Origin of the sequence: Pseudoalteromonas sp. SiA1 (assembly GCF_018732205.1) — a bacterium.
GTDB classification, from domain to species: Bacteria; Pseudomonadota; Gammaproteobacteria; order Enterobacterales; family Alteromonadaceae; genus Pseudoalteromonas; species Pseudoalteromonas tetraodonis.
On record NZ_CP076084.1, the window covers coordinates 31,862 to 46,307 of the forward strand.

At 43.3% G+C, this 14,446-nt stretch carries 9 protein-coding genes, 2 tRNA genes and 3 rRNA genes; 11 read left to right on the forward strand and 3 right to left on the reverse strand.

All coding sequences use genetic code 11. The annotated features are described in order from the left end of the window. Window positions 1–43 precede the first annotated feature (43 nt). Window positions 44–1,648 (reverse strand): methyl-accepting chemotaxis protein, encoded by a 1,605-nt coding sequence (locus tag KK487_RS00150; protein ID WP_013463673.1) that lies wholly within the window; start codon window positions 1,646–1,648, stop codon window positions 44–46. A 102-nt stretch (window positions 1,649–1,750) separates the two neighbouring features. Further along, complete coding sequence (locus KK487_RS00155; RefSeq protein ID WP_013463674.1) at window positions 1,751–2,188, reverse strand: group II truncated hemoglobin; 438 nt, start codon at window positions 2,186–2,188, stop codon at window positions 1,751–1,753. A 52-nt stretch (window positions 2,189–2,240) separates the two neighbouring features. Here KK487_RS00155 and aroE point away from each other — a divergent pair, with 52 nt between their 5' ends. Next, the gene (gene aroE, locus KK487_RS00160) at window positions 2,241–3,065 is read left to right on the forward strand and encodes a shikimate dehydrogenase (protein WP_013463675.1); all 825 of its coding nucleotides are present in this window, start codon (window positions 2,241–2,243) and stop codon (window positions 3,063–3,065) included. Beyond that, a complete protein-coding gene (locus KK487_RS00165; RefSeq protein ID WP_013463676.1) occupies window positions 3,062–3,316 on the forward strand; it encodes a DUF1488 family protein in 255 nt (84 codons plus the stop codon). The genes aroE and KK487_RS00165 overlap by 4 nt, the downstream gene beginning before the upstream one ends. A gap of 14 nt (window positions 3,317–3,330) precedes the next feature. Here KK487_RS00165 and KK487_RS00170 read toward each other — a convergent pair whose 3' ends face one another. After that, window positions 3,331–3,870, reverse strand: a complete 540-nt coding sequence (locus tag KK487_RS00170) for a gamma carbonic anhydrase family protein (protein WP_013463677.1) — start codon at window positions 3,868–3,870, stop codon at window positions 3,331–3,333. 594 nt (window positions 3,871–4,464) lie between these two features. Here KK487_RS00170 and KK487_RS00175 point away from each other — a divergent pair. The 9 genes from KK487_RS00175 (at window position 4,465) to KK487_RS00215 (ending at window position 14,426) form a co-directional block, all read left to right on the forward strand. After that, window positions 4,465–6,000, forward strand: a 16S ribosomal RNA gene (locus tag KK487_RS00175). A gap of 76 nt (window positions 6,001–6,076) precedes the next feature. After that, window positions 6,077–6,153: transfer RNA gene (locus KK487_RS00180), tRNA-Ile, on the forward strand. Window positions 6,154–6,264: 111 nt separating this feature from the next. Continuing rightward, window positions 6,265–6,340 (forward strand) — tRNA-Ala (locus KK487_RS00185). 305 nt (window positions 6,341–6,645) lie between these two features. Beyond that, a 23S ribosomal RNA gene (locus tag KK487_RS00190) occupies window positions 6,646–9,531 on the forward strand. Window positions 9,532–9,667: 136 nt separating this feature from the next. Further along, a 5S ribosomal RNA gene (gene rrf / locus KK487_RS00195) occupies window positions 9,668–9,782 on the forward strand. Together the 16S, 23S and 5S rRNA genes with 2 tRNA genes alongside form the textbook arrangement of a ribosomal RNA operon. 566 nt (window positions 9,783–10,348) lie before the next feature. Next, window positions 10,349–11,281 carry a hypothetical protein gene (locus KK487_RS00200; RefSeq protein WP_010392530.1) on the forward strand — a complete coding sequence of 311 codons (933 nt, stop codon included), beginning with the start codon at window positions 10,349–10,351 and terminating at the stop codon, window positions 11,279–11,281. A gap of 25 nt (window positions 11,282–11,306) precedes the next feature. Further along, window positions 11,307–12,206 carry a DUF350 domain-containing protein gene (locus KK487_RS00205; RefSeq protein ID WP_013463678.1) on the forward strand — a complete coding sequence of 300 codons (900 nt, stop codon included), beginning with the start codon at window positions 11,307–11,309 and terminating at the stop codon, window positions 12,204–12,206. Between the two features lie 4 nt (window positions 12,207–12,210). Beyond that, window positions 12,211–13,932: a polyamine aminopropyltransferase gene (locus tag KK487_RS00210; protein WP_013463679.1), complete on the forward strand. Its 1,722-nt coding sequence runs from the start codon at window positions 12,211–12,213 to the stop codon at window positions 13,930–13,932. 80 nt (window positions 13,933–14,012) lie between these two features. Further along, window positions 14,013–14,426: a YjfI family protein gene (locus KK487_RS00215; RefSeq protein WP_004335098.1), complete on the forward strand. Its 414-nt coding sequence runs from the start codon at window positions 14,013–14,015 to the stop codon at window positions 14,424–14,426. Window positions 14,427–14,446: the final 20 nt, after the last annotated feature.

Consider the following 14,446-nt stretch of genomic DNA (forward strand, 5'->3'; position numbering starts at 1 on the left):
TGATATGCCAGTCAATAAACTACTTATTGACTGGCTTTTAAAATTATTGTTTTAGTTTAAAGCTTCGTACCTGCTCATCTAACGAGCGAGCTAAATTGAGTAACTCTTCACTGACTTTTTGATTTTCATCCGCATCTACTAACGATTGCTCTGCATTATCACTGATACCAACAACGCTTCTGTTTATTTCTTCGGCGGCTAGATTTTGCTGCTCTGTCGCATCGGCTATTTGAATATTCAGCTCATTTATTTCATTCATTTGGCTAGAAATATCTTTTAAAGCCTGTGCAACTTGTTGTACTTGTTGCGCTCTTTCGTCTGCCTCCGCACAGGACTCACCCATGGTTTTAACTGTTTGCGCTGCTTCTGATTGCAACTTATCTATAGTACGGCGTATTTCATCGGTAGAGGCATGAGTTCGGGTTGCTAAAGTTCGTACTTCATCAGCAACAACGGCAAACCCTCGGCCTGCTTCACCTGCACGGGCAGCTTCAATGGCTGCATTAAGTGCTAATAAATTTGTTTGCTCGGCGATACTGCTGATCACCTCAAGCACTTTACCCACTTCAAGCGTTTGCTCTTGCAGTTGTCTCACTTGATCTGCCGCTTGGCGTACATCTTCAGCTAGTTGATTTATACTGAGTTCGGTTTGCTCTGCAACCTGCATGCTTTGCTGTGCTAGCTCATTACTGTTCTCAGATTTTTCTTGAGCAAAATGAGTGGTGTTTCTTACTTCATTGGATGAGCTTTCTAGCTCATTAATTGCTGCAGCTACCGAGTCGGTACTTTTCTTTTGTTCTAAAATAGCGCGCTCAGTAGTATCGGCAGAAGTATAAATTTTCTCTGCTGAATGAATAAGCACTTTTGAAGAGTGAGATACCTGAGTAATGTTATCTTTAAACGTAGCAATCATTTGGTTAAAACTAGTGGCAAGCCAGCCGAGTTCATCTTCGGCGTTATCTTCAATGCGTAAGGTTAAATCTTTATTAGTAGTGGCTAAGTGCATTGCATGGCCGAGCTTTTTAAGGCGCACTATAAATATTTTTCTAAACACTATACCTAGCAGCACAAAGGCAATAATAAAAATAGTAGACAGTAGGCTGGTGGTTATTAAGGTGTTGTAAGTTACCTCGCTATCAATATCGGCTAAGGAATAGCTAATTTTTACCACACCCAGTACATCGCCTTCTTGTGCTTGATGGCAGCCCAAACAGTTTGTACCTTTGTAGTCTGTGCTAGCAAACATAGGACGAAGGTAGGTCATACTGCGATTATTATTGCTTTGCTCTATAAATAAACTTTCTTTGCCTTGCAGCGCTTCGCGTTCGCTATTATTACTCGCTGTTTGGTTTTTATTGCCTGGTCCATACAGCTTATTGACTATGTCAGAGCGAATAATATGGGCGTCTTCAATATTAGGATGTTTACGCAGCTTTTGACTCAATAATTCTCGATTAGCCATAGTGCCCGTTAGCATCATGGTGTTTATTGAGTCGAAGTAATTGTCGGCAAGTAGCTTGATGTTTTCTGCTACCGTATCTTGTGCGAGTGTGCGCTGTTGGCTCGTACTACTAAAAATACTGGCTATGAGTACAATAATGCCGGTTAACGCTAACAAAGCATAAATTTTATGTTGGATTGATTTCACACGCGCCACGCTTTTCTAACTATTTGATAGGGTATTATCTCTATTTTAGAAAAGCGGGTTTTGACTTAGCGCAAATAATACCCAATTAAAGAACGGGGTAAATTAATGCTGATTAATCATATGACTGGCAAGCTGTGCCAGTGATTGGCGTAAACCTTCGCGTAAAACGGGGTTATCAATTTCTATGTCTAAGGTTTTATTCATGCAATACATCCACTGATCACGTAAATCTTGATCAATAGGAAATGGCATATGGCGTTTGCGCAGCATTGGATGGCCATGTTTTTCTACAAATAAGTCTGGGCCACCAAGCCAACCCGATAAAAACTCAAAAAATACTTGGCGAATTCTATCTAATGGTTGAGGATGCATATCATATAACGGTTTAGCGTATTCATCGCTGGCCATTATGTCGTAGAATCTATTGGCAATTGCACGCGTGGGCGCTTCTCCGCCGATGATTTCATACGGGGTTTTCTCTGGCGTAGGCGCTTGAGTGGTTGTAGACGGCTTTGATCTTGAAAAGAGTCTTTTAATCATAGTTTTATCATCGTTAATAGGCAGTACTAAAACTGCAAAGAGGTTGTTTAAAATGGACAAATATGCGGTTTTTGGAAATCCAATCAAACATTCAAAATCTCCCAGCATACATCAGCAGTTTGCTAAGTCATTGGGAGAGCAAATCGACTATAGCGCAATCTTAGCACCTATCGATGAGTTTGAAAAAACAGTCGCGACTTTTTTTGAGCAAGGAGGCAAAGGCGCAAATGTCACTGTTCCTTTTAAAGAGCAGGCCTTTGCTTTAGCCGATGAACTAACCCCAGTTGCTAAACTTGCAGGCGCAGTAAACACCCTTAAAAAGCGCGATGATGGTACCTTACTCGGTGATAACACCGACGGCATAGGCTTTGTGAACGATTTACTAGCGAATAAAATAATAATAACAGGTAAACGCCTGCTGATCATTGGTGCAGGTGGCGCTGCCCGTGGTGTTATTTTACCTTTACTTGAGCAGCAGCCTAAAGAAATCATTATCGTTAATCGCACGGCACACAAAGCCCAAACATTGGCAAAACTCTTTACTGGGCACGGCAATGTTTCGGGGTATGGTTTTGACGACCTTCCTTCTGCCGATTATCATTTAGTTATTAACTCAACCTCAAGTAGCATGAATAACGAGTTACCTGCGTTAAGCGAAAAGCACTTAAGCGCATGTGAAATGGCTTATGATATGTTTTATGCGACGCAAAATACGCTATTTATGAATTGGGTGAGCGAACACAATAAAGCGGCTAAGCTATTAGATGGCAGTGGCATGTTAGTAGGGCAAGCTGCACAAGCTTATTATGTATGGCGAAATAAAATGCCGGACATTGTTCCCGTTGTTATTGCATTAAAGCAGGGAGTACTTAAATGAATCAAGCAATACAGTTTATAGACCGACTCGAATTTAGAGAGCCAACTCATCAATTAGTTTTTTTTGCACAAGTAAGCGGAATGCTAGTTGAGTGTGTGATTGCTGTAAGTAGTTTAAATTTAGCCGATGAGAGTCATGCAACGCGTTATTTTGAACAATATCGATTTGATTATGAAGAGCGTGCCGAGCAGCTAATCGAAGACGAAAGCTATAACTCGGCAGGGCAAATAGAAGTGAGTTTACTTAATTAAGCAAAAAGTTGTGGTTATTTCGCGTCTTCAGCTAAGTATTCATCTTTAAGCTGCACGTAATTATCGGCAGACACTTTTAAAAAGCTCAGCTCTTGATCTGTTAAAGGGCGGGCTTGTTTCGCTGGGCTACCTACATACAAATAGCCAGACTCTAAACGCTTATTAGGAGGTACTAAAGCACCACCACCAATAATCACCTCGTCTTCTACAATTACGTTATCCATAATAATAGCGCCCATGCCCACGAGTATGCGGTTACCTAGAACGCAGCCATGCAGCATTACCTTATGACCCACGGTAACATCATCACCAATAATAAGTGGGTAACCCTCAGGATTGCTTTTAGTCGCTCTTGATAAATGTAAAACACTGCCATCTTGTATATTAGTACGCTTACCGATACGAATATGATTAACATCACCACGGGCAGCAACTAGTGGCCATACACTACTATCATCACCTAGGGTGATATCACCGACTAATACAGACGACTCGTCTATATAAACAGAATCATTAAACGCAGGAGTTATTCCTTTATAAGAACGTATTGCCATATAAGCACCTTTAAATTAAACAATATGAATAGTATCAGTGTAACAGTAGCGCTTATTTAAGTACCAGCAAAGCCTGATTTGATTATAAAACTAGCTGTTTCATCTGTTTTAGCTCAGATACTGACCGAACAGTGTGTTTTTTTAGTTTTTCTTTAAAAAAGTACTTGCGTAAAAATCTGTTCTCCCTATAATGCGACCCCACTGAGACGGGGAAGGCCAACGCATAGCGAGGCATGAGCTACTCAGAGAGTTAAGTAAAACTTAAGTTTAAATCATCGCAAGAAAGTTTAAAATTAAGTGTTGACTCGAAAAATAAAGGATGTATTATACGCATCCCTAGCGACAACGTCGCAACGTTCTTTAACAATATAAAGCAATCATCTGTGTGGGCACTCGTACAGATTGAGTTCTAACAGCCAAGCTACTTCGTTCTTTATTGAGCAAGTAACGAGGAAAACAAATTTAGAGTCTCAATTTAAACTGAGTGACCAACAGAATAATTACTTAGGTAGTTATTCAGCACAGTCAATTCAATATCGAAAGATATTAAATAAATTCAGAATTCATTGAGCTGTCGAAAGACATAAAACTTTTTAATTGAAGAGTTTGATCATGGCTCAGATTGAACGCTGGCGGCAGGCCTAACACATGCAAGTCGAGCGGTAACAGAGAGTAGCTTGCTACTTTGCTGACGAGCGGCGGACGGGTGAGTAATGCTTGGGAACATGCCTTGAGGTGGGGGACAACAGTTGGAAACGACTGCTAATACCGCATAATGTCTACGGACCAAAGGGGGCTTCGGCTCTCGCCTTTAGATTGGCCCAAGTGGGATTAGCTAGTTGGTGAGGTAATGGCTCACCAAGGCGACGATCCCTAGCTGGTTTGAGAGGATGATCAGCCACACTGGGACTGAGACACGGCCCAGACTCCTACGGGAGGCAGCAGTGGGGAATATTGCACAATGGGCGCAAGCCTGATGCAGCCATGCCGCGTGTGTGAAGAAGGCCTTCGGGTTGTAAAGCACTTTCAGTCAGGAGGAAAGGTTAGTAGTTAATACCTGCTAGCTGTGACGTTACTGACAGAAGAAGCACCGGCTAACTCCGTGCCAGCAGCCGCGGTAATACGGAGGGTGCGAGCGTTAATCGGAATTACTGGGCGTAAAGCGTACGCAGGCGGTTTGTTAAGCGAGATGTGAAAGCCCCGGGCTCAACCTGGGAACTGCATTTCGAACTGGCAAACTAGAGTGTGATAGAGGGTGGTAGAATTTCAGGTGTAGCGGTGAAATGCGTAGAGATCTGAAGGAATACCGATGGCGAAGGCAGCCACCTGGGTCAACACTGACGCTCATGTACGAAAGCGTGGGGAGCAAACAGGATTAGATACCCTGGTAGTCCACGCCGTAAACGATGTCTACTAGAAGCTCGGAACCTCGGTTCTGTTTTTCAAAGCTAACGCATTAAGTAGACCGCCTGGGGAGTACGGCCGCAAGGTTAAAACTCAAATGAATTGACGGGGGCCCGCACAAGCGGTGGAGCATGTGGTTTAATTCGATGCAACGCGAAGAACCTTACCTACACTTGACATACAGAGAACTTACTAGAGATAGTTTGGTGCCTTCGGGAACTCTGATACAGGTGCTGCATGGCTGTCGTCAGCTCGTGTTGTGAGATGTTGGGTTAAGTCCCGCAACGAGCGCAACCCCTATCCTTAGTTGCTAGCAGGTAATGCTGAGAACTCTAAGGAGACTGCCGGTGATAAACCGGAGGAAGGTGGGGACGACGTCAAGTCATCATGGCCCTTACGTGTAGGGCTACACACGTGCTACAATGGCGCATACAGAGTGCTGCGAACTCGCGAGAGTAAGCGAATCACTTAAAGTGCGTCGTAGTCCGGATTGGAGTCTGCAACTCGACTCCATGAAGTCGGAATCGCTAGTAATCGCGTATCAGAATGACGCGGTGAATACGTTCCCGGGCCTTGTACACACCGCCCGTCACACCATGGGAGTGGGTTGCTCCAGAAGTAGATAGTCTAACCCTCGGGAGGACGTTTACCACGGAGTGATTCATGACTGGGGTGAAGTCGTAACAAGGTAGCCCTAGGGGAACCTGGGGCTGGATCACCTCCTTATACGATTTAGAACTTATTTGTTCGTAGTGTCCACACAGATGATTGTTAATTGTAAAGAGAACAACACTTATTGTTTGGGTCTGTAGCTCAGCTGGTTAGAGCGCACCCCTGATAAGGGTGAGGTCGGTAGTTCAAATCTACTCAGACCCACCACTTCTTCTTAATACTTCGTTGTAAGCTTCGTTGTTTAGTAAACTAAACGGCCTAAACTTACGCCTTGTCTTAGAAAGAAGTCGGTATACAAACAGTAAGACCAGCATATGTGGGGCTATAGCTCAGCTGGGAGAGCGCCTGCCTTGCACGCAGGAGGTCAGCAGTTCGATCCTGCTTAGCTCCACCACTTTACTTCTTAAAAATAAATATTCTTTTATCGGGTAGCACAATCACCTGAGAATAGAGTGTGTTTAATTTTGAGAAGTTTTTGATTCTCTGCTCTTTAAAAATTTGGAAAAGCTGATAATAAAATTCGTATGAATAACAGTGTTATTTGTACAGAGTTTTCAAAAGTAAAAAAGAATGATAGCAGTATCATTCAGTGCCATTTAATAAACGTTTACGTTTGTTGATTGGTATCTACTTTAGTATTCAATATTAACTTCTGGCGAAGTTAAACTGTCACACAACAAAGACCCGTTTGGGTTGTATGGTTAAGTGACTAAGCGTACACGGTGGATGCCTTGGCAGTTGGAGGCGATGAAGGACGTATTAACTTGCGATAAGCCTAGTCAAGCTAGTAAAAAGCACTTGAGACTAGGATTTCCGAATGGGGAAACCCACCTGCTTGCAGGTATCGTTAACTGAATACATAGGTTAACGAGGCGAACGCGGAGAACTGAAACATCTAAGTACCCGTAGGAAAAGAAATCAACCGAGATTCCGATAGTAGCGGCGAGCGAAATCGGAACAGCCCTTAAGCTTATTATGTGTTAATGGAAGGCTCTGGAAAGTGCCACGATACAGGGTGATAGTCCCGTACATGAAAACGCATTTTAAGTGAAATCGAGTAGGTCGGAGCACGTGAAACTTTGACTGAATATAGGTGGACCATCATCTAAGGCTAAATACTCCCAACTGACCGATAGTGAACCAGTACCGTGAGGGAAAGGCGAAAAGAACCCCTGTGAGGGGAGTGAAATAGAACCTGAAACCGTGTACGTACAAGCAGTAGGAGCCCACTTGTTGGGTGACTGCGTACCTTTTGTATAATGGGTCAGCGACTTATATTTTGTAGCGAGGTTAACCGATTAGGGTAGCCGTAGGGAAACCGAGTCTTAACTGGGCGAATAGTTGCAAGGTATAGACCCGAAACCCGGTGATCTAGCCATGGGCAGGTTGAAGGTTGAGTAACATCAACTGGAGGACCGAACCCACTAACGTTGAAAAGTTAGGGATGACCTGTGGTTAGGAGTGAAAGGCTAATCAAACCGGGAGATAGCTGGTTCTCCCCGAAATCTATTTAGGTAGAGCCTCGGACGAATACTTACGGGGGTAGAGCACTGTTAAGGCTAGGGGGTCATCCCGACTTACCAACCCTTTGCAAACTCCGAATACCGTAAAGTAATATCCGGGAGACACACGGCGGGTGCTAACGTCCGTCGTGAAGAGGGAAACAACCCAGACCGCCAGCTAAGGTCCCAAAGTCATAGTTAAGTGGGAAACGATGTGGAAAGGCCCAGACAGCCAGGAGGTTGGCTTAGAAGCAGCCATCCTTTAAAGAAAGCGTAATAGCTCACTGGTCGAGTCGGTCTGCGCGGAAGATGTAACGGGGCTAAACTATGCACCGAAGCTGCGGATTCAGAATTTATTCTGAGTGGTAGGGGAGCGTTCTGTAAGCGGTTGAAGGTGTACCGGGAGGTATGCTGGACGTATCAGAAGTGCGAATGCTGACATGAGTAACGATAATGCGGGTGAAAAACCCGCACGCCGGAAGACCAAGGGTTCCTATCCCATGTTAATCAGGGTAGGGTAAGTCGACCCCTAAGGCGAGGCCGAAAGGCGTAGTCGATGGGAAACGGATTAATATTTCCGTACTTGGTATAATTGCGATGGGGGGACGGAGCAGGCTAAGCAAGCATGGCGATGGTAGTCCATGTGAAAGTGTGTAGGCTAGTGACTTAGGTAAATCCGGGTTACTGTTAGGCTGAGACACGAGACGAGTCACCAAGGTGATGAAGTTGCTGATGCCATACTTCCAGGAAAAGCCTCTAAGCTTCAGATTATACCGAATCGTACCCCAAACCGACACAGGTGGTCAGGTAGAGAATACTAAGGCGCTTGAGAGAACTCGGGTGAAGGAACTAGGCAAAATCGTACCGTAACTTCGGGAGAAGGTACGCTCCGATTGGTGATGAGACTTGCTCTCTAAGCTGATTGGAGCCGCAGTGACCAGGTGGCTGGGACTGTTTATTAAAAACACAGCACTGTGCAAAATCGCAAGATGACGTATACGGTGTGACACCTGCCCGGTGCCGGAAGGTTAATTGATGGGGTTATCTTCGGAGAAGCTCTTGATCGAAGCCCCGGTAAACGGCGGCCGTAACTATAACGGTCCTAAGGTAGCGAAATTCCTTGTCGGGTAAGTTCCGACCTGCACGAATGGTGTAACCATGGCCACGCTGTCTCCACCCGAGACTCAGTGAAATTGAAATCGCAGTGAAGATGCTGTGTACCCGCGGCTAGACGGAAAGACCCCGTGAACCTTTACTACAGCTTGGCACTGAACATTGAACCTACATGTGTAGGATAGGTGGGAGACTTAGAAGCAGAGACGCTAGTTTTTGTGGAGTCGTCCTTGAAATACCACCCTTGTAGTTTTGATGTTCTAACGTTGGCCCCTGAATCGGGGTTACGGACAGTGCCTGGTGGGTAGTTTGACTGGGGCGGTCTCCTCCCAAAGAGTAACGGAGGAGCACGAAGGTTGGCTAAGTACGGTCGGACATCGTACGGTTAGTGTAATGGTAGAAGCCAGCTTAACTGCGAGACAGACACGTCGAGCAGGTACGAAAGTAGGTCATAGTGATCCGGTGGTTCTGAATGGAAGGGCCATCGCTCAACGGATAAAAGGTACTCCGGGGATAACAGGCTGATACCGCCCAAGAGTTCATATCGACGGCGGTGTTTGGCACCTCGATGTCGGCTCATCACATCCTGGGGCTGAAGTCGGTCCCAAGGGTATGGCTGTTCGCCATTTAAAGTGGTACGCGAGCTGGGTTTAGAACGTCGTGAGACAGTTCGGTCCCTATCTGCCGTGGGCGTTTGAGAATTGAGAGGGGTTGCTCCTAGTACGAGAGGACCGGAGTGAACGAACCGCTGGTGTTCGGGTTGTCATGCCAATGGCATTGCCCGGTAGCTACGTTCGGAACTGATAAGCGCTGAAAGCATCTAAGCGCGAAGCAGGCCTCGAGATGAGTTCTCACTAGACTTTTAAAGTCTCTGAAGGGCCGTTGAAGACTACAACGTTGATAGGCAAGATGTGGAAGTGGTGTGAGCCATTAAGCTAACTTGTACTAATTACCCGTGAGGCTTAACCATACAACGCCAAACGCGTTTTATGTGATAGTGAAACAAGCGAAGAAGTTAATATAACTAAAGTAGATACTTGAAGACTTTATTATCAGAAATTCCAAATTTTAGTAAGGTCGATTAAATCGAACTTACACCAAATTTGCTTGGTGAAAATAGCGTTTTGGACCCACCTGACCCCATGCCGAACTCAGCAGTGAAACGAAACAGCGCCGATGATAGTGTAGCATTTGCTATGTGAAAGTAGGACATTACCAGGCTCCAAATAAGAGAAACCCGTTACAGCGATGTGACGGGTTTTTTTACGTCTGCAGGAAAGTGAAAATGCAGGTTCGAAGTGAAAGGCACCAGTTAAAAGGAAGAAATAATACCAATTTGCTTAATTAAGCGGTCTATTTTGAGGTAGGAAAAACGGGTTGATAGCTAGGCAATAAATTCGCTATTTAGTTGTTCTAAATGAGAACTTTTTAACACAGATAGCGACACGTTTAGCCCCGCAAAATGATTGAGTATTATTGCGGATTGGTATAATAGCCAAAAGCCACCTTCATGCCTTCATTATGACTCTCCACGCTGTTCTGCCACGACATGCTACTGCGCTGTCGCTAAGAAGTAGGATAGTTACTCTAAATACAAGTCAGTGTTAAGCCCTCAGTTATAAGTTTTGAAGTATTACCATCAGCATTCTCCCTTTACTGATCTCAGTTATTCTCCTTGCACCTTTAAACTAGTCCCTAAATTATCATCTTGTTGCAATTTCATTGTTGGTTTAATAACTGTCCTGTGTAAAACTATCTAGGATAATTTAGTAAATCAGGTGACATGAATGTCGAATATAAAAGCTTGGAAACTTCTCAGCCTGTTTTGTTTGTTTACAGCACTGATTGGTTGTCAATCTAAAGAAGAACAGCTACAACAAACAATTCAAGAGTCCATTAAAAAGGCCGATGTCGAGCTTACTCAGCTTGGTAAAGCACTTGATAATGGTAGTATACGTAATGCGATTATTCTTAAAGAATACAGTCGTATCCTTAAACAACAGCAACCTGAACTCAGTAAGGTTGTTGATGTAGTTAGCCTTGATGCCACACGCCAGGGAGCCCTTTATAGTGGCTTAACCCAACGCCTTGATGATATTAAGGGTAATTACTTAATTCCTCCTTACGAAGACACTTTATACAATATTGATTTATTGCGTGAAGCCGCCAAGCCAACGTTATTTTCTGATGCCTTAACCGATCCTATTAATATGCTTGCGGATATGTCGAATGGTTCTTTGGCACGAGTTGGTGCTATAAGCCAAAAAGCTGAAGGCGAAGGGGTCGGTAACCAAATGGTAGGTAATCCTAACTATGGTAATTGGCAAACGAATAGTAGCGGTATTAGCTTTTGGCAATGGTACGGCATGTACCGTATTTTGGGTGATGTATTTGACCGAGTTGAATACGGAAGTTGGAGTAAACGCCGTAAGTATAGTTACTACAATGACTATGGTCGTACTCGTTACTCAAGCCCTAAACAAATAAAAACCCAAAGTGCATTAGAAACACGTACACGACAATCTTACCAACGCCAAGGCAAGCAGTTCACTAGTCCTTATGCGAGTAAAAAAACAGGTGCATCAGGTTTGAGTCGCAGCAGTTATACGCCGCCTAAAAGTCGCAGCAGTTACTCAAGAGCGAGTAGTTATAGCAATAATTCAGGATCGGTTCGTAACAGCAGTAGCAGAACCTCGCGCGGCGTAAGTCGTGGTAAGTAAAGAATAACGTTGGAGTTAGAATAATATGTATGAATTTAATGGAATAACTATGTGGTCTTTGCAAGCACTGTCTGTGGACTTTGCAATTATCATCTTACTGTTTGTGAGCTTAAAGTATATTAAAGGTTGGGTATCTAATTTACACGCCAATGATGAAATTACCGAGCGCGATAACTTTGCATTTGGAATAAGCTTTGCCGCTGGTTTGGTAGCACTTGCGATTGTGTTAACGGGCGTGAGTAGTGGTGCGTTTGCTGCTACGTTACAAAAAGAAGCTCTGTTAATGCTTGGTTATGGTGCATTAGCAATTCTGCTTATAAAGCTGGGTCACTTTTTTCAAGATAAAGTGGCGCTGCGTAAAGTGAGCTTACATAACGAAATAGTCAAAGGTAACGTTACTGCGTCAATTATTGATTTTGGCCATGTAGTAAGTGTTGCAGTGGTTATCCGCTCAGCCCTATTGTGGGTTGCTACTGAAGGTTGGCATGGCATTCCTATTGTTATTGCTGCGTTTGTAATTGGTAGTGTGGTATTGCTGTTAGTAAGCCAATATCGCGTGCAGTTATTTAAGCGCACCAATAAAAGTGGCGACTGCCTACAACAGGCTATTATTGATGGTAATTTAGCAGTAGGTGTTCGTTATGCAGGCTTTTTAATTGGTAGTGCATTAGCCATTACTGCTGCAACAGGTATTGCTCCTTATGCTGCTGACAATATTAATGCGAGTTTACTTTACTGGGCGCTAAGCGCCGTTGTTTGTTTGGTTGCTTTCATTTTACTGCACTTACTGACGATTAAAATCATTCTTGCTGGCTGTAATATTTCAGATGAAGTGAATCGTCAAAAGAATGTGGGTGTTGCCGCTATTTCTGCAGCTGTGTCATTTGCTGTCGGGATCACTATGGCCACACTACTGGGTGCATAATCACGTGTCATCAACTCAAGCTTCCCCAAGTAAATTTAATTTACTTGGGCATGATATTTTACTGATCACTGTTATGGCCGTACTCGCTGGGTGCGGCCTTATTTATGAATACTTACTTTCTCATTATGCTGGCCGAGTACTCGGCTCAGTTGAGAGTGCAATTTACGCCATGATAGGCACTATGATTGTAGCTATGGGGATGGGTGCATTTTTAGCGCGTTGGTTTAAAGATGCCTTTACCGCATTTGCTTGGCTAGAGAGTATTATTGCGCTCATAGGTATGGGCTGTATATTAGCCATTGCCAGCATTATTGCCGTGAGTTATTCACTCCCTCATTTATTCTCAAGTATTTTTAATATTCCACCTGACGTTATTCTTAATGGTTACGTGTTTCAAAAGCTGCAAGAGTGGTCTCGCTTTTTACCTTATGTATTTGGCTTAATATTAGGGCTATTTATTGGTATGGAAATACCGCTTATTGCGCGCATTCGCCAGCATGTTTATGGACGTTTTTTAGAAAATAACGCCGGCACTATATATGGGGCTGACTATATTGGCGCTGGTATTGGCGCGGCAATTTGGGTGAGTATTATGCTCGCGATGCCAATAATGCAAGCCGCCGCTTGGACAGCGCTATTTAACATTATTGCCGGACTTGCCTTTTTATGGCGTTATCATAGCTATGTACGCTTTGCTAAGTTGCTATTGGTTTGCCATATATTACTGCTGGTGTTATTCGCTTTTATTTTGCAGTTTGGTAGTAGCTGGATGGATAACCTAAGTAACGTACTATACAAAGATAAAGTTATTTACTCTCAGGCGACTAAGTATCAACATGTGGTGCTAACAGAGCGTTTAAGTAAAAATCAGCCTCAGCCAATTACTGATCTATATTTAAATGGTCGTTTGCAGTTCTCTAGTGTAGATGAGCAAATATATCACTCAATGCTCGTTTACCCTGCCATGCTGGCATCTAATCGTCATGACCGTGTTTTGATTATTGGCGGCGGCGACGGGTTAGCCATGCGAGATGTATTAAAGTGGCCGGTTGAGGAAGTGACCTTAATTGATTTAGATGGACAGCTACTTAATTTATTTGGTCATAAAGATAACCAATACACGCCGCCTGAAGATATTAAACAGCGACTAGTGGCACTCAATAATGAATCGATGCATGACCCGCGAGCAAATATTATTGTGGGCGATGCATTTTTAGAAGTCGAAAAGCTACTGGATCAGTCAAAGCAGTTCGATACTATTTTAATTGATTTGCCAGACCCTAATCACCCTGATCTTAATAAGATGTACAGCGATTACTTTTATAATCATGTACGCCAATTATTAGCGCCTGATGGTGCTATGGCGGTACAGTCAACATCGCCTTATCATGCGAAAAAGGCATTTTTAAGTATTGCTAAAACGGTGAAAGCCGCAGGTTTTGATTATGTAGAGCAATATCAGCAAAATATTCCTTCGTTTGGTCAATGGGGATGGACTATTGCGACTAAAATGGGGCAATCACCTAGTGCCCGTATTAGCAATATAACTGATATGCCAGTGCCATCTCGGTGGATTAGTAAAAAATATTTATTAGCGAGTTTTGCATTTCCTAATAACTATTTTGAACAAGTGAACGATATTGAAGTCAATAGGTTAGGTTCTGGTCGCTTGTATGATTACTACCGAGCAGCTTGGCAAATAGAAAGTGAATTGTATAAAAATTAATAAAACATGGTTGACATAATATGTCGGTCGTGCGAATCTTAACTCAGACATAATATGTCAAACGACGAAAAGGCAGAGACATGGAATTAAATGAACTTTCAATAAAATTAGCGTCTTTTGAAACCGAGGGTGCTAACTTTGAGTCTTTCTTGATTGCCAATCCAGGTGAGCAAGATGTTTTACAAGTCATTGTTGATGGAAATGACGAGCTTCCAATTTTTGTTACTCAAACACAAGAGCAATTACTATGTATTAGCTACTTGTTTGACGAAGATGAAGTAAAAAGTGAATTACGCAACGAGTTAAACGAAACACTACTGCGTTTAAACGTGCCAATTCCACTGAGTGCATTTGCTAAGATCGATAATAAATACGCGATTTTTGGTGCACTGTCGGTAAATTCATCTCTAGATGATGTTACCCACGAACTAGTGACATTAGCTGATAACGCTATAGATGCACTAGAAGCCGTGACCTTATATTTAAACGATTAGTAGCTAGTTAGTGGAGTTAA

Coding starts and splice junctions, on each gene's coding strand:
- KK487_RS00155 (WP_013463674.1), bottom strand. CDS start 2,188: ATGATTAAAAGACTCTTTTCAAGATCAAAGCCGTCTACAACCACTCAA.
- aroE (WP_013463675.1), top strand. CDS start 2,241: ATGGACAAATATGCGGTTTTTGGAAATCCAATCAAACATTCAAAATCT.
- KK487_RS00165 (WP_013463676.1), top strand. CDS start 3,062: ATGAATCAAGCAATACAGTTTATAGACCGACTCGAATTTAGAGAGCCA.
- KK487_RS00170 (WP_013463677.1), bottom strand. CDS start 3,870: ATGGCAATACGTTCTTATAAAGGAATAACTCCTGCGTTTAATGATTCT.
- KK487_RS00200 (WP_010392530.1), top strand. CDS start 10,349: ATGTCGAATATAAAAGCTTGGAAACTTCTCAGCCTGTTTTGTTTGTTT.
- KK487_RS00205 (WP_013463678.1), top strand. CDS start 11,307: ATGTATGAATTTAATGGAATAACTATGTGGTCTTTGCAAGCACTGTCT.
- KK487_RS00215 (WP_004335098.1), top strand. CDS start 14,013: ATGGAATTAAATGAACTTTCAATAAAATTAGCGTCTTTTGAAACCGAG.